The following is a 25050-nucleotide window of genomic DNA, read 5'->3' on the forward strand; positions in this document are numbered from 1 at the left end:
GTGTATTTGTTCAAAAATAAGCATTTTTGGAACAACCGTTCAACGGATTCTTAGCATTTTTCTTGCTAAATTAAGGTGATAAAAATAATTGTGGGTCAACTCTGGCATTATTTAAGCTCATTCCCCAGTGTAGATGTGGACCTGTTACTCGCCCTGTTTTACCCACCAATCCCAATAATTCACCTTGTTTCAAGATTTGCCCTTTTTCTACATTGATTTTACTGAGGTGGCAAAACATACTGATCAGACCTTGTCCGTGATCAATCATGACGGTATTCCCATTAAAGAAATAATTGCCTGTCGCAACCACCGTTCCCGCAGCTGGCGCAACAACTTTTTGTCCGATGGGGGCAGGGATATCTAAACCAGAATGTGGAGCACGTTCTTCACCATTAAAAAAACGTTTACGACCAAATGAATTACTAAATTTTCCTGCTGTAGGTCTAATGAATTTTGGAAAGTCTTTCCATTGAGCAGGGCTAAAAGAGCTGTAAACACTGTTTTGTTCTTTCGCTTCTTGGCTATAACGATCAAGTTGTTCTTGATTTGGATTGACATAATCCTGATTTTTTACATTGAGGCGCTGCTCAGCATATTTAAATGGCTTCACTTCAATATTAATTGGGCCTGTAGAGCTCTGTAATTGCAGTGTACCCAATGGTGCTGAAAGCGGAATACCAAAAACAATATGGTTTACTGAATTTTCACCATCCACGACCAAGACAGGTTTATCTTGGTAAGTGACATTTAACACAGTTTTAGCAACAGGAATAACCGCTATGCCACCTGCACGACGTGAGTCTTGAGGTAAGGCGAAGGCTTGAGTTGCTATAATTAAGCTAGATAGTAGGAAAAGTTTTTTGATTGAAGGCATAAATAACATACAAGGTTTAATTTTTTGTAGTATCTCGCTTTTTTATTCAGATGCTCAAGCATGTGATTGTTAAATTATAAGTAGAGTATTTTTAAATCACTAATTTCATCAAAGCATCAAGTCTTAAAGATGGACTATACGAGTTTCACTTCGAAAAATCGCATGCCTAATTAATTAAGCATGTGATTATGATCGATCAATAAAATCATTAAGAACTAAAAATTAAACGCTAAAGTTTAAAATTAGGATTTATAAGGTTTAGCACGGCGCAGCTGATGTAATACTGAAACCAATAAATCAATTTCCTCAGTGGTATTATAAAACGCAAGAGAAGGGCGTACCGTACGTTCAACACCGAAACGGCGTAAGATCGGTTGAGCACAATGATGCCCTGTACGCACGGCGATACCATATTGGTTGAGTACTTTCCCGACCTCTTCCGTTTCATAGCCTGCTAGTGTAAAAGACATCACACTGGCTTTATTTAATGCAGTACCTATCAGACGTAGACCAGAAACACTTTGTAGTGCATGTTGACCATATTCAAGCAAGTCATGTTCATAACGTGCAATGTTATGGATTCCAATACTTTCTACATATTCTAAAGCAGCACCTAAGCCAACAGCATCAGCAATATTCCCTGTACCTGCTTCAAATTTATTTGGTGCAGGTTGATAGACCACATTCTCAAACGTCACATCCTGAATCATATTTCCGCCGCCTTCCCATACAGGCATGCTATCAAGTAATTCAGACTTGGCATAGACAGCGCCAATACCCGTTGGGCCAAAAACTTTATGTCCAGAAAACACAAAGAAGTCGGCATCTAAGGCAGTAACATTGGTGGGCATGTGCGAAACAGACTGAGCACCATCAATCAAAACTCGCACACCTGCTGCATGCGCCAATGCAATAATTTCTTGAGTAGGCGTTACAGTACCCAAGGCATTAGAAACCTGTGTAATTGAAACCAGTTTGGTTCTAGGATTGAGCAATTTTACAAATTCCTCAATCTGAATCTGACCAGTATCATCTACAGGAATTACACGGAGTTTTGCACCAGTTTCTTTACTGAGTTGGTACCAAGGCACAATATTGGCATGATGCTCAAGATGGGACACAATAATTTCGTCTCCCGCTTGAATATTCTGTTTACCCCACGATTTTGCGATTAAGTTGATGCCTTCTGTTGTACCTCGAACAAAGACGATATTTTTTGCTGAAGCGGCCCCAATAAAGCGAGCAACAACATCACGTGCATGCTCATAAGCATCACTGGCCCGTGCTGCAAGTTCATGTGCTGCACGGTGAATATTCGAATTTTCATGTTGATAGAAATATGAAATTCGATCGATGACCGCCTGAGGTTTATGGGTGGTGGCTGCATTATCCAACCAAACTAATTGCTTACCATTTACACGCTCTTGTAGGATGGGAAAATCCCGACGGATTTGCAAAATATCAATGGGTTGATAGTTCTGAGTATTCGCTGGTATTTGCACATCTGAATGCGGACGAACAGCTTCAATGGAAGGTGATTGAAGAAAATAATAACCAGATGCTGCTGTTGCAGGTTTGTCATTACGATCTTGTAATACACTTTTTAATTGCTGATCATCTGTCACATGATAATCATCAAACGCATATGGATTTTTAAGCACATCAGTTTGAGCCACATTTGTATTTACTGTTTGGGCGCTGGCAACTTCAGGGTGAGGCAGATCCAAAAAGTAATAACTCGATTGCGTTTGATGTGGCGCAGTCGTTGTTAGGTTTGATGGAGCAGTCTGTTGTGTGATTGGTGTAGGATTCAATGACAAATCTAGCTTTTGTCCGATAGCAAATGGATCAGGAGTATTTGCACCACCAACGATGGGCGAAGAAGATAGAATTCTACGCTCAGGATGATCGGCGGTCGGTTCTACATAGTGATGTGTAGAATCTGGATTTAAATTTGCCTGTTGCACAATGGCAGGTATACGTCCAGACAATGCAGCAATAGGATCTTTAGGCTGTGGTTGATGGCTAACACCTTGAGATCGTTGATCGGGTAGATCAAAGTTAAAACCTTGTGGGTTTTGTTTGGGTAAAGCCGAAAAAAATTCAGCAGCCAATTGAGCAATGACAGATTCACTGATGGGTGCATCAGCAATATGATCAGAAGAAATATCTGGAGTGGCTTGATTATTTGTAAGTTGTTGGATAGTCATGGTACTTGTCTACCTCCACATCTTCGAGCACAGCGAGTGCATCATCTGTCAACACAGCAAGAGAACAATATAAGGAGATTAAGTAAGAGGCGATTGCATTACGATTGATGCCCATAAAGCGTACAGATAGGCCCGGTGCCTGTTCACCTGCAAGACCTGGTTGGAATAAGCCAACAACACCTTGACGCTTTTCACCGACACGTAACAAGATAATTTTGGTTTTGCCGTCTTCAACTGGAATTTTATTTGAAGGAATCAGTGGAATACCGCGCCAAGTGATGAACTGTGAACCAAATAGGCTTACGGTTGGTGGTGGAACACCACGACGGGTACATTCACGTCCAAAAGCAGCTATCGCATCGGGATGTGCTAAGAAGAAGCCCGGTTCTTTCCAAACTTTGCGCAATAAATCATCAAAATCATCTGGTGTGGGTGCACCTGTCAAAGTGGAAATACGTTGTTCATCTGCAACACTTGCCAATAAGCCGTATTCAGGATTATTGATCAATTCACTTTCTTGACGTTCTTTAATAGTTTCGATGGTTAAGCGTAACTGTTCTTTGATTTGATCGTGAGGACTACTATATAAGTCAGAAACACGGGTATGAATATCCAGAACTGTAGAGACACCATTTAAAAAGTATTCACGTGGATTAACTTCATAATCGACAAAAGTTTGTGGAAGTGTTGCTTCATCACGTTGTGTACACGCCACCTGAATGTCATCGGTATTGCTGACTTTGTTGACACGGTAAATACCCGCTTCAACAGGGGTCCATTGCAATAAATGTGTTAGCCAACGTGGTGTAATGGTGGAGAGTTGTGGTACTGTTTTTGTCGCATTGGCAAGTTGACGAGCTGCTTGATCATTCAACGCTTGGCGTGTGACTTCTTGGTTCTTAGCCATGTTTTAATCCTTGGTGGTATTGGAAATTAATTATTGATTACTGGTTTGATTTAAAAATGCTGTTGTTATCTTCTCCAATAAAGTAAAAATTTTGCTCTTGGGGTTTAATTGCGCTGTATATTTATTGGATTAATTTGAGGTTTATTGCGTGCGTTTTATTGCCATTTTCGAGGATTGATAAAAAATCATAAAGGGAATAAAGCAAAAGCCTTATTCCTGACGCCAAGGTAAGTTGTGGAAACGCCATCCATTAAAAGAACCACGATGATCATTTTCATCAAGGTCGCCTTCAAAGCCTTGTTCAATATTGTAAATATTTTCAAAACCCGCATTAAAAGCCACATTTGCAGCAGCAGCGGAACGTTTACCACTGCGACAAAGCAGTAGAATGATTTTGTCTTTTCCAATTTTAGTTTCAAGTTCTTTGGCAAAGCGTGGATTGCGGTTCAGCGCAGTTCCTGTTGCCCAAGGGATATGCACGGTATCTTCTACATAGCCGACAAATTTACGTTCTTCGTTGGTGCGTACGTCGACAATCACCACATGTCCTGCTTTAAACAAAGCCCATGCTTCATGAGGCAAAATCGTTCCCGTAAATTCTAGATAATGATCTTCAACACGTTGTTTTGCTTGTTCAAAGATATTTTCAATTTGAGCCGTTGTTAATTCGGTAAAGTGTTGTTGATTTAAACTTGTCATTTCATTTGCCTTTTTTCAGACTTAAATCACGTCTAAGTCATCATGTATCAGATGTATTGATAACAACTATAATGATTTTATATATTCAATAAATTAATAAAAATTGAATTGCTTATTCTTATTTTGAAATAAGGTTTAAATGATTTTTAAAGATATCTTTATACGAAGAATGTTTATCTACAAGATTGCTAATAAAATAGTATCAAGGGTCTGCTAGCATTTCATATTATAGTTTGCGTTGTAGGTTAAAATGAGCATGAGGCGTATATGTCGTAACGCATGGGATAAGGAGAATAGCCAGCTTATTTCTGCGTTTTATAATGTAGGCTGAGATAATTTTAACGATAACCGAGAGTAAGAACAAAGCACTGCTTTGTTTGCAGTCTAAAGCGTAGTTGAGAGACTAGAGTGTTTTTTGCCGCTACTTCGTTACGAACTACCCATTTAGATGACTAAATTTAGTATTTCGTGCCTCGGATCGCCTAAAAAACACTCGTCTTCGCAAACATAAACGAATTGCCAACAGACCCTGTTCATTCAAAGTGAATAATAAAATTTCATGTTAAGCGCATGGATTGTGAAAAGTCATTTCAGTAGGTAAATATATGACCCAATGGAATATCCCCAATATTGTGGATGAGCTACAACAAGCTCGAAATGAATGGCGTACTCAACGTAAAAGCTTAAAAGACTTTGGCGGTAGGGAATTACCTTCAAAAGATGAAATTAAGAAAATCATGAATGATCTGTGTGGCATCTTGTTCCCCATGCGACTGGGGCCACCTGACCTACGCCAACAAAGTGAAAATTTTTATATTGCACATGCACTTGAGAAAACTTTGCACTCATTATTGGAGCAAGTCAAACTCAATTTAACCTATGATTATAAATATAAAAAGCACAACGAAAATGCTGATGTGATTGAGGTATTGGCACAAAGTATCGTCAGTGAATTTGCGCAAAAATTACCAGATTTACGCCGTATTTTAGATACAGATGTGATTGCGGCCTATGATGGTGATCCAGCAGCGCGAAGTGTCGATGAGGTTTTATTGTGTTATCCGGGTATTTTGGCAATTATTTACCATCGTATTGCACATGAGTTTTATAAAAAAGACTTGTCACTGTTGGCACGTTTAATTGCTGAGATTGCACATTCAAAAACTGGCATAGATATACATCCGGGTGCACAAGTTGATCAAGGTTTCTTTATTGATCATGGTACAGGTGTGGTGATTGGTGAAACCTGTATTATTGGTAAAAATGTGCGGATTTACCAAGCCGTAACGCTTGGTGCTAAACGTTTTGAAATTGATGATTCTGGGCGTTTACAGAAAGAATATGCACGTCACCCAATCGTAGAAGACAATGTGGTGATCTATGCAGGTGCAACTATTCTTGGGCGTATTACTATTGGTCAAGGCGCTGTAATCGGTGGGAATGTATGGATTACTCAAAGCGTTGCAGCAAATAGTGCGGTTTCTCAAAGTTCTGCAACCAAGTCAGAAGTGTAAATGCATTGAAAGCTTAATAGGTTGCGTGGCTTAAAATTTTTATGCGGTTAAAATGCTTCATTCAGAAAGTGGAATGATGTAGTAAGTTTGATCAACCGAGATGATCAGTTTATTTCTAATTTGATATATCCAAGCAGTGTCAATGGGCAGCTTAAATTGTTTATTTTGCCCATGTTGTTTGATTTCAAATACATCATAGCCAATCGGTGTAAACCAGAATATATAATGATTTCCTGAACCTTGAACGTCATCAATACTTTGATATTTTAGATATTTGGTATTTACAGTGGATAACTCTACTGGCTTTTTGCATTCAGGCAGTCTTATCTCATCTTCCAACTGCGGCAGAAATTTGGAAAAATCGCGACTATAGAGATAACTTTGTGGTGTTTTTAAGAGCTGTGTTTCGTGATCAAGAATTAAATAACATTCTGCTTGGTGCTGTTGTAGATAAAGCTTTAACTGTTGAATTAGTTTTAAATTAAAAGGTTCGGCAGGTTGAGCAGTATAATCATCTGGTGAAAAATCACGTTTTGGTTGTTCAGGCTTGTCTCTAAAAATATCTTTGAAATTTTCGATTACAGATTGCTGCTGTTGTTTAAGTTCTTTTTGAGCTTGTGCGGCTGCTTTGGCCGAAATATATTGAGGATCAAAATAACCCGTTGTGCCATATTCTAAGACTTTCTTTTGATATGTTTTTTCTTGCACCATTTGCTCTAAAATTGTCTGAGCAAATGCAGTATAGGAAAATGAAGTCATGGCCGTTGAATTTTGTGTCTGTGCATTGAACAAATAAGCTTGCATTGGATCATTCACACCAGATTGAAAGGTTTTTATAGTGATGAGAAAGTGATTGTGATTTAAGGTGACAATTTGATCGATCAATTGATTTGTTTGTGCAGCAATGAAATGAGGCTGAATCTGTTGATCATGATTTAGATCGTAAGTACATATTTTAAAATTCTTTACAGGGTTCTGTTTTACATGACTTTCAGGGCAATTGTAGACAATAAAATTTTCATTGATGGCTTTTCTATTCATATCATCAGACGTTTTAAACCATGTGAATTCTATGCCTGATATATTCGGTGTTAATTGCTGGATATGTTGGTGCGGAAATTTTTCACTATTTGGCGATTTGTAGCCACAGGCATACAGTGCAGATGCTGCAATTAATACAGATAATGATTTACCGAAAGTCAACATTGTTCTTATACTAAAATCTCTCAATACTCCTTACTCTAAAAGCATATCGTTGAAAATACAAACGCTTAAAAAACTAATCTTCTATATTTTTCTATCATCTTACTTGAAAAATAACGTTTCAGCACAGATATTAATACTGAAATCTATTCCAAGTGTTTTGGTAAGCTTTTGAAAAATATATAAATTAATTCACTATTGCTATTGAAATCGAAAAAAACGTTCCCATTTATTATTCAAGTACAAAATTTGTTGTGAGGAATAACAAGAATGCGATTTGAAAAATTTACGAACCGCCTGCAGCAAGCCTTATCTGATGCACAATCTCAGGCAATGGGTAATGATAATACCGCAATTGAGGGTATTCATATTCTTTCTGTTTTATTGGAAGAACCATCCAATCTTAGCCTGTTGCAACAGTCAGGCGCCAATCTACCTGAGTTAAAAACAAAACTGCAAAAAGCCTTAACAGACGCGCCAAAAATTGGAACACCAACTGGGGATATCAATTTAAATCCTGAAGCTGTGCGTGCGCTTAATTTGGCAGACAGTTTTGCTCAAAAAGCCGGAGATGAATTTTTATCTACGGATTGGGTGATCTTGGCACTTGCTGAAACAGGTGCAACCAAAACATTGTTAACCAGTGTAGGTGTAACAACTGACAAACTACGCAAAGCAATTGAAAATATTCGAGGTGGCGAACAAGTTATGGCAAATAACCATGAAGATCAGCGAGATTCACTCAATAAATATACTGTAGATCTTACGGCACGTGCTGCGGAAGGCAAACTCGACCCTGTAATTGGCCGTGATGAAGAAATTCGTCGTACCATCCAAGTGTTGTCACGTCGAACTAAAAATAATCCTGTATTGATTGGTGAACCGGGTGTCGGTAAAACAGCGATTGTGGAAGGTTTGGCACAGCGTATTATCAATGGTGAAGTGCCTGAAGGCTTAAAGGGTAAACGTGTTTTATCGTTAGACTTAGGCTCGTTGTTGGCTGGTGCAAAATACCGTGGTGAGTTTGAAGAACGTTTAAAAGCAGTACTCAAAGATTTAGCTAAATTTGATGGCGAAATCATCCTGTTTATTGATGAGCTACATACGCTTGTTGGTGCGGGTAAAGGTGATGGCGCAATGGATGCAGGTAATATGTTAAAACCTGCATTGGCACGTGGTGAATTACGTTGTGTCGGTGCAACAACACTGGATGAGTATCGCCAATTTATTGAAAAAGATGCAGCTTTGGAACGTCGTTTCCAAAAAGTTCTGGTGGATGAACCAAGTGTTGAAGACACCATTGCAATTTTACGTGGTCTAAAAGACAAATATGCAACGCATCATGGTGTGCAAATTCTCGATTCTGCAATCATTGCAGCCGCGAAAATGTCACATCGCTATATTACAGATCGTCAATTGCCAGATAAGGCGATTGATTTGATTGATGAAGCAGCATCACGTATCAAAATGGAAATTGACTCAAAACCTGAGCCACTTGACCGTTTAGACCGCCGTTTAATCCAATTAAAAATGCAATTGGAAGCGGTGAAAAAAGATGCAGATTCAGTCAGTAAAGCTGAAGTTGAGCATTTGGAAAAACAAATTGCAGATGTTGAAAAAGAATATAGTGATTTGGAAGAAATTTGGATTGCAGAAAAGCGTCTAGTCGATGGTACAAATCAGGCGCAAATCGAACTTGATAAAGCACGTACTGCATTTGAAAAAGCGCAACGTGAAGGTGATTTGGCAGAAGCAAGTCGTTTGCAATATGGCGTGATTCCAGAGTTGCAAAAACGCTTAAATGAAGAAGAGGTTGCGGAAGTCAATGAAGAGCCGAAACTGATTCGTACCAAAGTGACTGAAAATGAAATTGCAGAAGTGGTTAGTGCTGCAACCGGTATTCCTGTGTCAAAAATGCTACAAGGCGAGCGTGAGAAATTGCTTCATATGGAAGATTTCTTACACAACCGTGTGGTGGGACAAGATGAAGCTGTAGTAGCTGTTTCAAATGCAGTTCGCCGTTCACGTGCGGGCTTATCTGATCCAAATCGTCCAAGTGGTTCGTTCTTATTCCTTGGACCAACAGGGGTGGGTAAAACTGAGTTAACCAAGGCTTTAGGTAACTTCTTATTTGACAGTGATGATGCGATTATTCGTATCGATATGTCAGAGTTTATGGAAAAGCATTCGGTGAGTCGCTTGGTGGGTGCGCCTCCGGGTTATGTGGGTTATGAAGAAGGTGGTGTTTTAACTGAAGCAGTACGCCGCAAACCGTACAGTGTGGTGTTATTTGATGAAGTTGAAAAAGCCCATCCAGATGTATTCAACATCTTATTACAAGTGTTGGATGATGGTCGATTAACAGACTCACAAGGCCGTGTGATTGACTTTAAAAATACCGTGATTGTGATGACATCGAACTTAGGTTCAAGTGATGTACGTGAACTCGGTGAAGGTGCTAGTGATGAAGATGTTCGTTTAACGGTGATGAATGCCGTATCACAACATTTCCGTCCTGAGTTTATTAACCGTATCGATGAATTGGTGGTGTTCCACTCGTTGAAAAAATCACAAATTCGTGGCATTGCGGATATTCAATTGGATCGTTTACGTTCACGTTTATCTGAACGAGACATTGGATTGAAAGTCGATGATCAGGCCTTTGATATTCTGATTGATGCTGGTTTTGATCCTGTATATGGTGCGCGTCCACTTAAACGTGCAATTCAACAACAGGTTGAAAATCCATTGGCTCAGCAAATCCTTGCCGGTCAATTTACAGCAGGTGATACCATCTTAATCAGTGCTGAAAATGGTCAACTTGATTTTGGTAAATTAAAATTAAGTTAATTTATCCAGCAGTATAACCGAAGCCAACTACCGTAAGGTGGTTGGCTTTTTTATTGGATAAGCATTTATATTTTTGCGTGTTACAGATTCCGATCAGTAGGACTTTCGCGTTCTACATAAGTGTAAGCATTGGTGCAAGGGGAAGTAATCTTGATGGATAGCACTTGAGAAGGGGAAATGAGGTTGATTGAGCAGCAGAATGCCACATTAAGACTTTCGCATAATAGGGAAAACACTACACATCATAGAATTGATGCAAAGGTTTAGTGCCTGTTTAATTCCCCCAATCAAGCATCCAGAGCTATTAGGGATGCATAGATTTATAAACCATCCCAAACCAGCAATCGGCATAGCCTTGGCTCTTCATCATATTATTTTAATCATCAGATATTTATGCGTGTTTATTTAGGTTTTACCTATTATCGGGTTTTTCATGAATTTATTGAAAAAACGGTCAAAAATTGATAGTTTTTCAATGAGGAATAATAAGAAAGGAAAAGTTGATCATGATGATCAAAGATAAGGACAAATCTGATTATTTAAAAATACTCGGTTTTCTCTTGATGGCATTTAGTTCGATAGAGGCATTGGCAGATAAATTAGATGATCAAGATCTTGCGGAGCAATCTGTAGGTGTGGTTAAACTGTCACCCATTATTATTAAAGCTGTCAAGGATAATGCACAACAACCTGTCGAAGAGCAAAATAACCTGCATAAACAAGTTGCTCAGGAAAGGTCAGACGATGCTAAAAAAGATGAAATTTATTCTACTGTATTAACTGATTTCGAGTGGCAGAAAAAAGACCCAGATCCAAATCAACCTGGGGATAAATATTTAAAACCACTTGAAAAATATAGAATAATTGAGGTTGGCTATAATCCATATCAACGCCATGATGTTCGAATTACAACCCAAGATCGTGTCACACTTTATATAGGACATGAAATTGACCCCGTGGCTTATAAATAAGCCCGAGGTCTAGTATGATTAAACAGGGAAGTGTTTAATTTTCCATGCTCTATGGATTTTTTGATTACGTTTGAAATCTAAGCCAATCGTTTCATTGGTGATCTCTTGTACATCAAACATTGCCTCGATTTCTTCGTCCATCTCAAAACCACGATAGTTATTTGAGAAATACAACGTTCCCTCTGTGGTTAGACGATTCATTGCACGTTTAAGTAAAGAAATATGGTCACGTTGCACGTCAAAAGTACCGTAGAATTTCTTTGAGTTTGAGAAGGTTGGTGGGTCAATAAAAATCATGTCATATTGTTCATGACCTTCTTTTAACCATTCAAAACAATCACTTGAGAAGAATTGATGCTGTTCATCTGGGTGATCAACCGTTAAGCCATTCAAGACAAAGTTTTCTTTAGACCAATTTAGATAAGTATTGGATAAGTCAACACTTGTCGTACTTGCAGCACCACCTAAAGCAGCGTGTAGACTTGCTGTAGAGGTATAACTATACAGATTCAGGAAATGCTTTCCTTTAGCTTCAGCTGCAATACGTAGACGCATTTGACGGTGATCTAGGAATAATCCAGTATCCAGATAATCAGTCAAGTTGATTAAAATTTTGGCTTTACCTTCTTGCACAATAAAACGTTTAGATGCAGTACTTTGTTTTGCGTACTGAGTTTTACCTTCTTGACGGGCACGAGTTTTGATAAAGATCGCATCACGACCTAAACCAGTCACAGCTCGGATTGAAGCCAAAGCAAGGTTAAAACGTTTTTTGGCTTTTTCTGGGTCAATGGTTTTTGGTGGTGCATATTCTTGAACATGTAAACGATCACCATACAAATCTACAGCGACATTAAAGTCTGGTAAATCTGCATCATAGAGACGTAAACAATAAATATCTTCTTTTACAGCCCATTTTTTCAAAGCTTGCATATTTTTTTGCAAACGATTGGTAAAGTCTTCTGCACCTTCAATTTTTTCAAATTGTTGAGGTTGCCAATCTGCAAGGAAAGGTTTAACCACAGCTGCTGGCTTAATATCACCAAAACGAATATAAATTGGCAATTTACCATTCATTAAACGTAAGATTTGTGGATTGTTAAATGCCAATACATCAGCTTGTTCAACAGCCGCTGCGATAACGGCAGCATGTTGATTGGGGAAATTCTTTTGTAGAAGTGCTGACAGACCCAGATATAAAGCTCGGTTAGAGGCTTTTTCCCCTAAACGCTCACCATAAGGTGGGTTGGTGACAATAAATGAAGTTTTGCCTTCAGCTTGGAAATCAGGCCAATCTGCTAAAGTACGCTCTTCAATTTGAATTTGATCCAGTTGTTGCTCAAATCCAGCAGCAATAATATTTTGTTTGGTTGCTTTTACTGCTTCCCAATCTGCATCATAGGCATAGAATTTAGGTAAAGGTTGTTCTAGGGCAACTTTATGACGTTCAGCTGCTTCAGCTTTAATCGACATCCATAACTCATGATCATGCCCATTCCAGCCATTAAAGCCAAAACGGCGCACCAAACCAGGTGCACGATCAGTTAGGATCATCAATGATTCAATAATAAAGGTTCCTGAACCACACATTGGGTCAAGAATAATTTCTGGATTGCGTTGTTTAAGCTGTGCTTTTTGTAGGATAGCGGCGGCTAGGTTTTCTTTAATCGGCGCATCTGTCATAAAACGACGATAGCCACGCTTATGTAAAGAATCTCCAGATAAATCTAAACAATAGGTGTGTTCAGTTTTTCCAGCAAGCACATACAGAGTAATTTCAGGCTGTTTAATGTCGATACTTGGACGTTTTCCTACAGCTTCCATGAAGGAATCAACCACACCATCTTTAACACGTAAAGTCGCAAACTGTGTGTTGACTTTAATATCACGTTCTACGTGAAGACGAATTGCGAAAGTACTTTGTGGTGCAAAAATAAGTGACCAATCAAAATTGATCGCACCTTCATAAAGTTCTTCTGCAACGTCACGTGCGTCATGGGTAAATTCAAGTTCATGAACATGAATCGGTGTTAGTACACGAGAAGCCAAACGTGACCACATACAAACACGGTATGCATCTTCGAGTTTGCCTTTAAAGATCAAACGCCCAGGAAATTTTTCAATATCTTGAATCCCTAAACCTTGAATTTCTTCTTGCAGTAAGGTTTCTAGTCCATCTGCACAGGTAACCCAATATGTAGAAAGACGTGGTTTCGAATTCATGAATATTTCCAAAGACATTAAAAAAGCAATCGCGTATTTTAGCGTATTTTGATGACGAAAACTTATAGAATGGCCTTTTAAGTCCGAAATTTTATAAAAAGTACTAAATTCAGTTAAAAATTCGGTTTTTTTGCTTGAAATATATTCAAATATCAATATGTAGATAAGATCAAATAACGATTTTAAAAAATGCTCAGTCTTATTGTTTCAATGTTTATTTTTTCGCTGTCTATGTCGATTTCACCGGGACCTGTGAATTTGACCATTTTAACCAGCAGTATGAATTATGGTGTAAAAGCAACTTTTACATTTATTTCAGGGGCGACCATTGGTTTTACCTTGTTATTGGCATCAGTCTGTTTTGGTTTGTATCAAATGATTGTGATCTATCCTGTACTTCTTGATGTGATCACGATCTTGGGTACAGTTTTATTGTTGTGGATTGGACTCAATATTCTACGTGCAAAAGGGACTGTTATCTCAAGTCAACCCCATGATGAAGCAAAAATACCAACCTTTATACAAGGTGCATTGATGCAATGGCTAAATCCTAAAGCATGGATTGCCGCAGTGGCGGGTACAGGGCTATTTTCAACGGGGCATATCCATGCTGTTTTATTGGTTTTTGTAGCGATTTATTTTGTTGTCTGTTATCTATCTTTATTGCTGTGGGGGATTGCTGGTGAAAAGTTAGCAAGTTTTTTAAATACAGGAAATCGGGCGCGTCTTTTTAATATCGTGATGGGTGTGTTATTAATTTTGATTTCATTGGAAATGTGTTGGCGCTATTTTTATCATTAAAATTTGATTTAACTTTCTTACATTCAATGTAAGGCTTAAACATGGATTTATTTTTACAATTGCACTGATGTATTGAACAGAATAGTGTCGCTGATAATCATGATGCTTTAGTTGATCGGCTAGGTCAAATGACTAAAAAGCAAAAAAATCGAAACATTGAGCAAAGCTCTGAAATATTTGAGGTATTACTGATTTGCATCAAGTCATTGATCATAAATGAAGCTTATGTTTTTGTATGAACTTTTAGAAACTCTTGGTTATCAATTCATTTTTGTACTTTTGAATCATAGATGGTGATCCTATCGTGAGGCGACAGGGATGTCGCCGTTGGGCGGGGGTATAGGACGTACCCCTCGCACGACGGAAGATTTTTGTCACTTTTCATCTCTGAAAAGTGAGGCATCGCCTACGCAAAGCTATTTAAACTTTGAATATAAGGTGTGGCATTGCAAGATTTTTAGAATTAAACAATTTATTTTTCTCATGTAATTGATTTAATTTAAAATATTGATTAAGAGAAATTATATTCTTGTGTCTGAGTTTTTTGACAGATTGAATATAGTTCATGATGAACGCAAAGTGCATACGGGGCAATTTCTAGATCTATTTAAAGGTCCTCAATATGTGGGTTGAGTTCTAGTCGGTAAACTTTTAAATAGAGAATAATGTGTATGCATTATTAATTCATTTAATGGCGTGATTTTGGTACACAATTTGCTTAATTATTCATCGTATTGGCTCAGAAATTTAATTGAATTTTTAATGAATTAATAAATACGGGGATTTCTATGCAAGATCTTAACAACAGCAGATTTATTGCACATGCAGATGCGTTTTCCATTGGGGCATTAATCTTAACGCGATTAAGACGTGTGACAGGGCGTGTGATTGATGTGATGTATTTAGTGGATAATAAAAGCTATGCACAGTATGTGATTGATATGTCATTGGCGACTCAAGATCCAGAATTAAATCGTCATGCCTTGCGCTTACAGCATTTATTAGAACAGGAACAACCAGCTTCCTCTGTGAATACAGTAACGACAACCCAAGTTGAACAAAGCGAGGAAGCATATGTTTCTGGTGCAACAGAAGAAGAAATTTATCGAGCACAAGTTTCACATCACTATATTGGTGCATTGAGATAAGTCGGGCAATAAGCTCTAACTATAGCGTTAGAGCTTAATTGATACAGTGTGATTAAAATTAAAACTCATTTATAGTATTTTTAAGCTGAGGATAAGCTGTGAGACAATCACTTGAGTTATACGAAATTCAATGCAGAAATTAGCAAATATTTAAAAAACAACCAAATGATTTACGTGGGTACAGCTGATGAGTCGGAACAGCAAACTGAACTGCGATTAAGTCATTATCATCAGGCAAAGGCTGCTGTGTTTAAACTGTGGATTGAACAGAAAAAATATAAAGAATTGATCTCCTGTGCGCACGGGCGTTGGTATCCTTATGAGGATTTTACTCTGCCATTGGCACAATATTTTGCTGCTCAACAGGATTTGCCACATTTAAAATTTCTTTGTGAACACGAGATCCGCTTTCGTTTAGAAGATACCTTAAAGTGCTTAAAACATGTAAATGAATATGATGTGACATTAACCAATATACAAATATCGGAATATCAACTGCATGATTTTGATTCACAGAAGTATCATCCAATAGCAGAATTACTTAAATGGCGTAATCAAGCCTTGCTGAGAATAGATGCTTATATTGAGCTGTTAAAAGATCAATCAGATATTGACTACCTCAATATGATTCAGCAACTTCGAGAAAAATTGATCAACTTAACGCTCAAACTGGCAGATTTAAAGCAGATCAAATTTAAAATTTGATCGCTGACTTTTATGACTATTTGTCCAAAACTTCAACTGCCAAAGAAAAAGAAAATCTGTATAATACGTTAACTTAACCTCTAAGGAATCTCTCATGCACTTGGCGGCATTGCATACACCGAGTCAGATTCAACTCAATAATGACGGAAACTTAAAGCATTTCCTGACCATCGAAGGTCTTTCTAAAGCAACCCTCACCAAAATTCTAGATACAGCCCATTCCTTTATAAATGATCAAAATCAACTGATAACGACACCACTTTTAGAAGGTCGTACAGTGATGAACTTATTCTTTGAAAATTCCACACGTACACGAACTACTTTTGAAGCGGCTGCAAAACGCTTATCTGCAAATGTATTGAACATTGATATCGCACGATCAAGTACTTCAAAAGGGGAAACATTGCGCGATACACTATGGAACCTCGAAGCGATGGCAGCAGATATTTTTGTTGTACGCCACTCTTCATCAGGCGCAGCACATTTTATTGCTGAAACAGTTTGTCCGCATGTTGCAATCATCAATGCTGGAGATGGGCGTCATGCTCATCCAACTCAAGCAATGTTAGATATGTTAACCATTCGCCGTGAAACGGAAAAGAATTTTGAAGACATTAGTCTGGCGATTATTGGTGATATTAAGCATTCGCGTGTTGCACGTTCAGATATCGCAGCGTTACAGACTTTAGGTTGTAAAGATATCCGTGTAATTGCACCAAATACTTTGCTTCCGTGTGGTTTTGATGAGTATGGTGAAGGCGTTCGCTTGTTCAATAAAATGGATGAAGGCATTAAAGACTGTGATGTGATCATTACTCTACGTATTCAAAATGAACGTATTGATTCACCAGCTTTGTCGTCACAAGCTGAATTTTACAAAATGTATGGTTTAAATAAAGATCGGCTTGCCATGGCTAAACCTGATTGTATTGTTATGCATCCGGGACCGATGAACCGCGGTGTAGAGATTGATTCTAGTATTGCTGATGGTGCACAGTCGGTAATTTTGCATCAAGTGACCAATGGTATTGCAGTGCGAATGGCTGTTTTGGCTTTGGCAATGCAAGGTCAGTTGCAAGAGAAAGGTTTGTTAGAAGCAATTGCGGTTTAAGGTTAAGGATAAAGTCATGAGTAGTGTAAAAATTGAAAATGTACGTGTCTTAGACCCAATTAAAAAAATTGACACTGTACAAACGGTTTATGTTGAACATGGAAAAATAGTCGAATCATCTGCCAATGTCGTAGATACCATTGACGGACAAGGAAAATGGTTGATACCGACCATGGTGGATTTGTGTGCACGATTACGTGAACCAGGTCAGCAACAGCATGGTACCTTGAAATCAGAAGGTAAAGCGGCACGTGAAAATGGTATTTTGCATGTATTTACTCCACCTGATTCAAAGCCAATCGTGCAAGACAATGGCGCTTTGATTCATGGACTTGTAGAAAAAGCCATGTTAGATGGTGGTATTCATTTACAAGTGATTGGTGCGCAAACTCAAGGTTTAAATGGTAAACAACCCGCAAATATGGCAGGTTTAAAAAAGGGTGGTTGTACTGCCGTTTCAAACGCCTATGCAACTTTTAAAGATGATGATGTGGTTCTGCGTACCTTGGAATATGCAGCTGGTTTAGACATGACCGTGGTGTTTTATCCAGAAGAGCACCAGATCGCAAAAGATGGTTGTGTACATGAGGGGTTTATTGCCTCACGTCAGGGACTACCGATGATTCCAGCACTGGCTGAAACAGTTGCTATTGCGAAATACCTATTGATGATTGAAGCAACAGGTGTCCAAGCGCACTTTGGTTTGCTTTCAAGTGGTGCATCTGTAGAGTTGATTAAAATTGCAAAAAGCAAAGGTTTGCCTGTGACGGCAGATGTTGCAATGCATCAATTGCATTTAACAGAACACTTGATTGATGGTTTTAATTCTTTGGCACATGTGCGCCCACCATTGCGTGCTGAAAAAGACAAAGAATTACTGCGTCAAGGTGTCAAAGACGGTGTGATTGATGCGATTTGTACCCATCATGAACCTTTGAGTGGTTCTGCGAAATTAGCACCTTTTGCTGAGACTTTACCCGGTATTAGCGCATTTGATACCTATGTGTCTTTTGGGGTGCAATTGGTTCGTGAAAGTTTGTTTGAACCTTTAGAATGGGTTGAAAAAGTTACGCTTGCCCCTGCAAAAGTGGCCAATATGACGGATCGTTGGGTCAAAGAGTCGGGTTGGGCTTTGGTTGATCCAGATCTAGAATGGGTTGTTAACAATGACAGTATTTTATCTCATGGAAAAAATACGCCATTAATCAATCAAAAAATGGTCGGTAAAGTACTGCAAACGTTTACTGCATAAGCTGTAAAATTTACATAAGCGCAAAAATTGAAACAAAAAGCCAGCATAAGCTGGCTTTTCAAATAGATATTGAACACGCTGTGCTACAAAAAGCTATTATAACTATTAGAACTTAATCACTAGAATAAAAAATGATCAATAAAATGATTTTTAATGTGACAAATACAACAATGAAATCGGAGTGTCCAAAATTATGAATATTATTGAGCTTCTAAAAGAACGGGTGACCACAAAAGTTTTACAGGGTGATCTTCAGTTTCAAGATGAAAAAATCGGTGCTTTAAGTGCCTTTTATCCCATTCTCCTCTCTGTTTTAAAATCAAAACCAGAACTTATTAATACACTTCAACAAAATCTAAATCCTCGCTTAGGCGATATTTTCAGTCATCAACCAGAAACAGTCACACATTTTTTAGGACTGGTTGCGGGCAATGCACCAACCCAAGAAATTGAAACCACATTAAACCACTCTATTGCTCCAACTTTATCATTGCTTGCAGATCAAGCAGGCTCAGATGATAAGCATGAAATTTTTGATTTTATCAAAGCGCAATGGAACAATATTCAGGATGCTTTGCCAGCTTGGGCAACAGGATTATTTGCCACATTGGGTTTAAGTGTAGGTGGTCTTGGTTTCGCAGCCACGACTCAAGCTGCACCCGTGGCTGAGGCAGTTATTCCCCCTGTAGAACCTGTGGCACCGATACCTGTACAAAGTGTATCTCCAACACCAGTACCCCTTGATACGTCTACAATCACAACAAATTCGATCCAAGATGAACCTAAAAAATCCAATTGGTTATTGCCAATTATTGCTTTGTTGGTGATTGCAGGATTGGCCGCATTGTTATTTAAACAATGCAGTAGCAAACCACCAGTAGGGGGTGATCCAGTAAGCAGTGGAGCTTCACAAGCTGTTGCTGATGTGCAAGCCGCTGAACTGCAAATTTCAACAGATGCTGAAGGTAAATTAGCAAGTTGTCAGGCACAATCGAGCAGTCAATCTTTATTGGACAGTTTAAAAACCAGTATTGCCTCTGTGTTTGGTCAAACCGATCATTGTCAACTCACAGCCAGCAGTGCTTATGCCGCTGATTTGCCGGATCAAAATGCTGTAGATCAGGTGTTGGCTAAAATTAAAGGTATTCCAAACATTTCATTGGCTTGGATCGGTGATCAACTTACCATTCAAACAGCAGATTTAGCGCAAGCACAAAAATTGGCAGATGAGTTAAAAGCTATTGCTCCTAATCTACATATTTCTGTAGAGCAAACAGCCGATGCAAATGCAGCTGCAACAAGCAGTGCTGCAAATGTAGATACAAGTAACTCACAAGCAGACCAAGCACTGTCAAGCATTCAGGCAGATAAAGCCAATGTAAATGATATTGCAGCTGCATTGAATTTACAGGTAATTAATTTTGCGACAGGTTCTTCAGGTATTCCAGAAGCCAATAAAGCGATTTTGGATAAAGCAGCGAATTTGTTAAAACAACTACCAGATGCAAAACTCGTGGTTAAAGGCTATACCGATAATGTTGGGAATGCGGATTCAAACAAAAAATTATCTGAAAAACGTGCAAAATCGGTTGTTGCATATTTGGTTGAAAAGGGCGTACATACCTCACAGTTAACTGCTGAAGGACATGGTCAAGACAATCCAATTGCAGATAATTCAACCAAAGAAGGGCAATTTAAAAACCGTCGTATTGAGTTTGAAGTACTTGGTGCAACGACACCATAATCTTTTAAAGTGGTATGTTCGGTGCTAAAACAGGCATAAATTGTATAAAAAGCTTCTGAATATCCAGAAGCTTTTTATTTTTTACTCGAAAATTCTTCAATTATTTGGTTAAATGAGCCACATAAAAATATGATCGGATAAACAATGAATAAATCATTAAACCCATTATTTATGATTGCTGCAATTTCTAGTACTTTGATGCTGTCAGGCTGTGATTACTTCAAAAAGAAAAAAGATGAAGGTAATGCTGAACTTGCAGAGTGGAGCTGTACCAATCAAGATAATATCAATCAAATTCAGAAATATTTGAAAGATGAGTATTCGCGTGAAGTCGCAGACAATATTAAAAATTCTGGTTATGAAGCTGACCAAGCACTACTTCAGAAAATTAACAATGCTTTAAAGTTTGAAGTGAAGAATGTTCGTACGATTACTGAAGACTCGTCTAAAACCAATCAACTGGAATGTGAAAGTCAGTTAGTGGTTCAATTCCCGAAAGGCTTACAACAGCGTGCTGAAAATTCATATGCAGAATTTGGGCAAGATTGTGAGGAGGGATGTGAAGGTGATGGCTATCGCAGTATACGTGAGTATATCGAAGCTGGTGAATCTAAATTGGTACTAGCCAATGATCAGTTAAAAGGCAAGTTTAATTACAATGTTGTGAAAACAGACAAAGATGGTTTAACCCTTGATGTGCTTAATCAGGATGCAGTTATTCAAGGGGTAACTTTTGTTACGGTAAAAGCGGTGCAATACGCAGCCTATATGAAAGAAAATAAAGATATGCGTGAACGCGAGCAGGTCAACCAAATTGAAAATGCAGAGCAAACAGCGCTTGCACAAAAAGCCATGGATATCCGTAAAAAAGAGCTAGATGAAGAAAAGCTCAAACAAGTTGATCGTTTAAACCAGACTTGGGATAGTTTGAGTGATGAACAAAAAGCACAATTTAAGCAAGATCAAACAGAATGGTTTGAAAAACGTGATGTTGATTGTAAAGTCATTTCACAGAAAAGTTTTGGTGATATTCCAGACAGTGAAATTGAAACCTATCAGCAACAACGTCAATATTGGGATGATGCGATGTCTCAACAAAATAAAGAGATGCAATATACCAAGTGTTTTAATAAACGTACCGCTGAGCGAATTATTTATTTAAACAATGCCTTAAATTGATGTAGTCATCAAAATAATCTGAGAGGGATGAATTGATTCATCCCTTTTTTATTGGCATGCTGTACATATATTTAAAGTTTTAGATGTTGATATGCGTATTAGTATTGTTGGTTCAGGTCGTGTTGCTACACATTTTGCAAAAGCATTGTCAAAACAACATCATATTGTTCAGATTTATAGTCGTGATTTAAACAATGCACAACGCTTAGCCCAGCAGGTGAATGCTCAGGCTATTGATGCTGTGCATTGTATAGAACCTGAAATTGATTTATTAATTATTGCGGTAAGTGACCAGGCCATTGCTCAAGTCATCCAAACGATTCATTCACAACTTTCGGATGTTTTGATTGTTCATACTTCTGGCAGTACCAATCTCAATATATTGACTGAACACCATGTAAAATCTGGGGTTTTTTATCCCTTACAGACTTTTAGCTTTGAACGTGAAGTGGATTGGCAGAATACCCCGTTGTTTATTGAAACGGCTTTGCAAGAAGATTTGTCTATTTTAACGACGCTAGCAAATAGTCTAAGTAATCAGGTTTATCCATATAATTCAGCGCAGCGGCTGAGCTTACATCTAGCAGGAGTATTTGCCTGTAATTTTACAAATTATTGTTATGACATGGCTAAACAAGTGGTCGATGCACAGCAGGTCGATTTTAATTTACTGTATCCATTAATTTTGGAAACAGCAAAAAAAGCCACTCAAAATGATCCTGAAACAATGCAGACGGGTCCTGCAAGACGTGGAGATGTGAATATTTTAGATATGCATCAGCGTATGTTACAGGATATGGGGCGGGAAGATCTTAAAGATGCCTATACACTTTTAAGCCAACAGATACAGAAAAAACACTCACTTGATTAAGTGAGTGTTTTATCAATCGTATCTTTTGAAATCAATTGAGATCTAGTTTAAAGCAGCGTGATCTGCACCGATTGTGACAATAACACCAATACAAAACAGGCTACAGTAGATAAAAAACCAGATGATCATGCGTTTAAAAGCTTTGTCTGAAATCGAGCTATCAGCATATTGTGGTTTTTTAGGGCTTTTGTCATCATTCATCGCAAAATCTCTTTCTGCTTAATATAGGTTCATTATGGATAGAAACATATTCACACTGTAGATACAAAAAATTAGAAAAAAACTATAACAGATAAGTAAGCAATGATGAATCTGTTATAAAAATTCAGCTTATGTCGTCACTGATTTACCAATAATATAAATCAATTGGTTTAATGCATTTTGAATCTTTTCATTCATTTCAAATGAACAATTCATCCGAATAAAGTGATTTTGTTGATTGCTAATATTAAATAAGCTGCTCGGCGCGACACTAACACCGTGTTCTAACATGTGCTGATAGATCTCATTACTATCGACTTGTTCAGGCAATTCAATCCATAAAAAGTACCCTGAAGGATAATAATTGACATGACATTGCTCAGGTAAATGGGTTTTTAAATAATTAAAATATTGTTTTTTATAGCGTTGTAAGGTGGATCGTAAAGTTTTTAAATGTTTTTCATAATGACGATGAGAGAGGTATTCAACTAAGGCATTTTGGATAAATGAGTTGACTGAAAGGGTGCTCATAAGTTGAGTGTGCTGAATATGTTCAGAGAATTTACCTGCATAGACCCAACCGATACGAAAACCTGCACCTAATGTTTTGGAAAAAGAAGAACAATGTAGTACCCAATTTTGTTGATCAAAATACTTCATCGAGAGGGGTTTTTTCTGATCATAGTAAAGTTCTTCATAGACATCATCTTCAATCAAATAAATCTGATATTGGTTGAGTAACTTCGCCAATTTTAATTTAATTTCATCACTCACGGTAAAGCCAATTGGATTCTGACCGTTTAACATCATCAAACATACTTTAATTGGATATTTTAAAATTGCCTGTTCGAATGCGTCTAAATCAATGCCATGTTCAGGATGTTCTGGGATGGTAATTACTTTTAATCCAAGTCGTTCAGCCGCTTGCCATGCCCCATAAAAAATCGTCTGCTGTAATAAAATATAGTCCCCAGCTTGTGTAAGTGCTTGCAATGAAAGATTTAATGCATCTAAACCTCCAGACGTAATCACAATATCAGATGGATCCGTGGGGATGCCTTGCATAGCATATTTTTGAGCAATAATTTTTCTCAGTTGATAATTTCCGGGTGGTAGACTGGGTGTTTGTTCATAGCTACGCCGTTGTCGAGCAAGTTGTCCAAGCGTTTGTATCAGTTTAGCGGAGTAGAGCAATTGGCTATTGGGAAAGGCAGAACCTAAAGGGATAATGTGTTCAGACTGGGTTGATTTTAAATATTTAAAAACAACGGAGTTAATTTCAACTGTTTCATTAATCACATGTAATGTAGTCGGGTGATCTGAGCTTTGTTCTACAACAAAATACCCTGACTTTTCTTTTGAATAAATCAGACCTTGCGCTTCGAGCTCTTGATAAGCATTCATCACCGTAATCAGACTTAAACCTGACTGTTCAACCTGTTGACGTAGTGAGGGTAACTTTTCATGTGCTTTCCACGTCCCATTTTCAATCAATAATTTTAGGCTATGGGCCAGTTGTTCAGATTTATACATAGGTCAATGCAAGTGGGTATTTAAAATAACTATAACAGAAGCAATCAGCACAGCTCTATCTGTTATATATTTTTTCTAAAATTTTGTGGCTATATTTCTTTTTGATTTCTTTCCAAAATAGTCGCACGCGATGCAGTATAGAATGAGGCAGGGATATGTTTGTGACGACTCAGTTGAATGTGCTCACACAAGTTTTATGTGAGCATGGTTGCTCTGAAAATGTGATAGAGCATCTCAATCAAAGATTTGTAAACTTAGAAGCAACATTGTTGCGTGCCAAAGTCTTACGTGAATTTTCAAAAAAGAAAAGTACAGCGATTATCCAATCTGCAATTGCTTCAAATCATTTAAGTCTGGCTTATTTGTTTTCACCGTTTATTTTGGCGAATTTAAATCAAACAGTGCTTTACTCAACGCTTCTGACTGCACAAGTTCAAGATATTTTAAAACCTTATTATCAGGTTGAAAAAACCATGAACTTGACCAAGGATGATGTCGTGTTAGAAAGTTTAAACTTATTTTTAGATCTACAAGATCAAACATGGGATGCGCAGGAATTTGTTTATTTTCAGTTGTTCAAAGCACTGACTCAGGCAGAAGTTGATCGTATCTTTTTAATTACAGATCAGCGGATCAATCCAGATTATTTGTTTGAAATAGAATGTTTTTTTAAGGTTCGAATTTTCTTGGTAAATCCCGAAAATGATCAAGATGGTCTAAATCTGCGATTAGATCATCATGATCATAAATTAAATATGCAGAAGCTTTTGTTTAAATATAAAGATGATTTTCATGTGGCTTTATGTCGTAAATTTTCAGAAATAAATGCTAAAATTTTAAATTTATCAGGTCTTTATGATCTAGCTCAAGCGCAAAACTTAGTCGAAGATATGTTTTATTCTGAACATATTTATGAAAAATTATCGGTTTATGCTGAGTATATGCAGACCCGATTACAGAACAATGTGTTTAGTCCAAAATTCAAATCTCTGTCAAGTTTGCAAGCTTAGATGCTGAGTATTTGCATACACAACGCTTTATTGAACTGCTTTAT

The 25050-nt window shown here is 37.8% G+C and carries 20 protein-coding genes; 12 read left to right on the forward strand and 8 right to left on the reverse strand.

Features of this window, described 5'->3' with window-relative positions:
• Positions 1–70 precede the first annotated feature (70 nt).
• The 4 genes from MTO68_RS09650 to MTO68_RS09665 form a co-directional block, all read right to left on the reverse strand.
• The gene (locus tag MTO68_RS09650; protein ID WP_244015743.1) at positions 71–883 is read right to left on the reverse strand and encodes a peptidoglycan DD-metalloendopeptidase family protein; all 813 of its coding nucleotides are present in this window, start codon (positions 881–883) and stop codon (positions 71–73) included.
• A gap of 233 nt (positions 884–1116) precedes the next feature.
• The gene (locus tag MTO68_RS09655) at positions 1117–3084 is read right to left on the reverse strand and encodes a family 2A encapsulin nanocompartment cargo protein cysteine desulfurase (protein ID WP_244015744.1); all 1968 of its coding nucleotides are present in this window, start codon (positions 3082–3084) and stop codon (positions 1117–1119) included.
• Positions 3059–3991, reverse strand: coding sequence for a family 2A encapsulin nanocompartment shell protein (locus MTO68_RS09660; protein ID WP_004721119.1), 933 nt, complete (start codon positions 3989–3991; stop codon positions 3059–3061). The genes MTO68_RS09655 and MTO68_RS09660 overlap by 26 nt, the downstream gene beginning before the upstream one ends.
• 210 nt (positions 3992–4201) lie before the next feature.
• Complete coding sequence (locus tag MTO68_RS09665; protein ID WP_004820984.1) at positions 4202–4690, reverse strand: rhodanese-like domain-containing protein; 489 nt, start codon at positions 4688–4690, stop codon at positions 4202–4204.
• A gap of 605 nt (positions 4691–5295) precedes the next feature.
• Between MTO68_RS09665 and epsC the strand changes: the two genes are divergently transcribed.
• Complete coding sequence (epsC, locus tag MTO68_RS09670) at positions 5296–6204, forward strand: serine O-acetyltransferase EpsC (protein ID WP_004820985.1); 909 nt, start codon at positions 5296–5298, stop codon at positions 6202–6204.
• A gap of 57 nt (positions 6205–6261) precedes the next feature.
• On the opposite strand, the gene MTO68_RS09675 is transcribed toward epsC, so the two are convergent.
• Positions 6262–7410 (reverse strand): hypothetical protein, encoded by a 1149-nt coding sequence (locus MTO68_RS09675; protein WP_244015745.1) that lies wholly within the window; start codon positions 7408–7410, stop codon positions 6262–6264.
• Positions 7411–7677: 267 nt separating this feature from the next.
• Between MTO68_RS09675 and clpB the strand changes: the two genes are divergently transcribed.
• Positions 7678–10257, forward strand: coding sequence for an ATP-dependent chaperone ClpB (gene clpB, locus MTO68_RS09680; protein ID WP_004820987.1), 2580 nt, complete (start codon positions 7678–7680; stop codon positions 10255–10257).
• Positions 10258–10763: 506 nt separating this feature from the next.
• Positions 10764–11228 (forward strand): hypothetical protein, encoded by a 465-nt coding sequence (locus MTO68_RS09685; RefSeq protein WP_004820988.1) that lies wholly within the window; start codon positions 10764–10766, stop codon positions 11226–11228.
• A gap of 18 nt (positions 11229–11246) precedes the next feature.
• Here MTO68_RS09685 and rlmKL read toward each other — a convergent pair whose 3' ends face one another.
• Entirely contained in the window at positions 11247–13451 is a 2205-nt protein-coding gene (rlmKL, locus tag MTO68_RS09690) for a bifunctional 23S rRNA (guanine(2069)-N(7))-methyltransferase RlmK/23S rRNA (guanine(2445)-N(2))-methyltransferase RlmL (RefSeq protein WP_244015746.1), read from the reverse strand.
• A 189-nt stretch (positions 13452–13640) separates the two neighbouring features.
• Here rlmKL and MTO68_RS09695 point away from each other — a divergent pair, with 189 nt between their 5' ends.
• From MTO68_RS09695 to MTO68_RS09730, 8 genes are all read left to right on the forward strand, one after another.
• Positions 13641–14252, forward strand: coding sequence for a LysE family translocator (locus MTO68_RS09695; RefSeq protein ID WP_244015747.1), 612 nt, complete (start codon positions 13641–13643; stop codon positions 14250–14252).
• A gap of 788 nt (positions 14253–15040) precedes the next feature.
• Complete coding sequence (locus MTO68_RS09700; protein ID WP_004820990.1) at positions 15041–15400, forward strand: hypothetical protein; 360 nt, start codon at positions 15041–15043, stop codon at positions 15398–15400.
• Positions 15401–15511: 111 nt separating this feature from the next.
• Positions 15512–16105, forward strand: a complete 594-nt coding sequence (locus MTO68_RS09705) for a hypothetical protein (RefSeq protein WP_244015748.1) — start codon at positions 15512–15514, stop codon at positions 16103–16105.
• A gap of 94 nt (positions 16106–16199) precedes the next feature.
• The gene (locus MTO68_RS09710; protein WP_034612902.1) at positions 16200–17216 is read left to right on the forward strand and encodes an aspartate carbamoyltransferase catalytic subunit; all 1017 of its coding nucleotides are present in this window, start codon (positions 16200–16202) and stop codon (positions 17214–17216) included.
• Between the two features lie 16 nt (positions 17217–17232).
• Entirely contained in the window at positions 17233–18468 is a 1236-nt protein-coding gene (locus tag MTO68_RS09715; RefSeq protein ID WP_244015749.1) for a dihydroorotase, read from the forward strand.
• A gap of 193 nt (positions 18469–18661) precedes the next feature.
• A complete protein-coding gene (locus MTO68_RS09720; protein WP_244015750.1) occupies positions 18662–20212 on the forward strand; it encodes an OmpA family protein in 1551 nt (516 codons plus the stop codon).
• A gap of 144 nt (positions 20213–20356) precedes the next feature.
• Positions 20357–21391, forward strand: coding sequence for a DUF1311 domain-containing protein (locus MTO68_RS09725; RefSeq protein WP_244015751.1), 1035 nt, complete (start codon positions 20357–20359; stop codon positions 21389–21391).
• A 91-nt stretch (positions 21392–21482) separates the two neighbouring features.
• On the forward strand, positions 21483–22262 hold the full coding sequence (locus tag MTO68_RS09730) for a Rossmann-like and DUF2520 domain-containing protein (protein ID WP_244015752.1): 780 nt from the start codon (positions 21483–21485) through the stop codon (positions 22260–22262).
• Between the two features lie 42 nt (positions 22263–22304).
• Here the strand turns inward: MTO68_RS09730 and MTO68_RS09735 are convergent, their stop codons facing one another.
• Positions 22305–22463, reverse strand: a complete 159-nt coding sequence (locus MTO68_RS09735) for a hypothetical protein (RefSeq protein WP_004721086.1) — start codon at positions 22461–22463, stop codon at positions 22305–22307.
• Positions 22464–22592: 129 nt separating this feature from the next.
• On the reverse strand, positions 22593–23996 hold the full coding sequence (locus tag MTO68_RS09740) for a PLP-dependent aminotransferase family protein (RefSeq protein WP_004721084.1): 1404 nt from the start codon (positions 23994–23996) through the stop codon (positions 22593–22595).
• A gap of 155 nt (positions 23997–24151) precedes the next feature.
• On the opposite strand from MTO68_RS09740, the gene MTO68_RS09745 reads away from it, so the two are divergent.
• Positions 24152–25006, forward strand: a complete 855-nt coding sequence (locus tag MTO68_RS09745; protein ID WP_244015753.1) for a hypothetical protein — start codon at positions 24152–24154, stop codon at positions 25004–25006.
• The last annotated feature ends 44 nt before the right edge of the window (positions 25007–25050 follow it).

Origin of the sequence: Acinetobacter sp. NyZ410, assembly GCF_022828975.1 — a bacterium.
Lineage (GTDB): Bacteria > Pseudomonadota > Gammaproteobacteria > Pseudomonadales > Moraxellaceae > Acinetobacter > Acinetobacter guillouiae.

Coding starts and splice junctions, on each gene's coding strand:
- MTO68_RS09650 (WP_244015743.1), bottom strand. CDS start 883: ATGTTATTTATGCCTTCAATCAAAAAACTTTTCCTACTATCTAGCTTA.
- MTO68_RS09655 (WP_244015744.1), bottom strand. CDS start 3,084: ATGACTATCCAACAACTTACAAATAATCAAGCCACTCCAGATATTTCT.
- MTO68_RS09660 (WP_004721119.1), bottom strand. CDS start 3,991: ATGGCTAAGAACCAAGAAGTCACACGCCAAGCGTTGAATGATCAAGCA.
- MTO68_RS09665 (WP_004820984.1), bottom strand. CDS start 4,690: ATGACAAGTTTAAATCAACAACACTTTACCGAATTAACAACGGCTCAA.
- epsC (WP_004820985.1), top strand. CDS start 5,296: ATGACCCAATGGAATATCCCCAATATTGTGGATGAGCTACAACAAGCT.
- MTO68_RS09675 (WP_244015745.1), bottom strand. CDS start 7,410: ATGTTGACTTTCGGTAAATCATTATCTGTATTAATTGCAGCATCTGCA.
- clpB (WP_004820987.1), top strand. CDS start 7,678: ATGCGATTTGAAAAATTTACGAACCGCCTGCAGCAAGCCTTATCTGAT.
- MTO68_RS09685 (WP_004820988.1), top strand. CDS start 10,764: ATGATGATCAAAGATAAGGACAAATCTGATTATTTAAAAATACTCGGT.
- rlmKL (WP_244015746.1), bottom strand. CDS start 13,451: ATGAATTCGAAACCACGTCTTTCTACATATTGGGTTACCTGTGCAGAT.
- MTO68_RS09695 (WP_244015747.1), top strand. CDS start 13,641: ATGCTCAGTCTTATTGTTTCAATGTTTATTTTTTCGCTGTCTATGTCG.
- MTO68_RS09700 (WP_004820990.1), top strand. CDS start 15,041: ATGCAAGATCTTAACAACAGCAGATTTATTGCACATGCAGATGCGTTT.
- MTO68_RS09710 (WP_034612902.1), top strand. CDS start 16,200: ATGCACTTGGCGGCATTGCATACACCGAGTCAGATTCAACTCAATAAT.
- MTO68_RS09715 (WP_244015749.1), top strand. CDS start 17,233: ATGAGTAGTGTAAAAATTGAAAATGTACGTGTCTTAGACCCAATTAAA.
- MTO68_RS09720 (WP_244015750.1), top strand. CDS start 18,662: ATGAATATTATTGAGCTTCTAAAAGAACGGGTGACCACAAAAGTTTTA.
- MTO68_RS09725 (WP_244015751.1), top strand. CDS start 20,357: ATGAATAAATCATTAAACCCATTATTTATGATTGCTGCAATTTCTAGT.
- MTO68_RS09730 (WP_244015752.1), top strand. CDS start 21,483: ATGCGTATTAGTATTGTTGGTTCAGGTCGTGTTGCTACACATTTTGCA.
- MTO68_RS09735 (WP_004721086.1), bottom strand. CDS start 22,463: ATGAATGATGACAAAAGCCCTAAAAAACCACAATATGCTGATAGCTCG.
- MTO68_RS09740 (WP_004721084.1), bottom strand. CDS start 23,996: ATGTATAAATCTGAACAACTGGCCCATAGCCTAAAATTATTGATTGAA.
- MTO68_RS09745 (WP_244015753.1), top strand. CDS start 24,152: ATGTTTGTGACGACTCAGTTGAATGTGCTCACACAAGTTTTATGTGAG.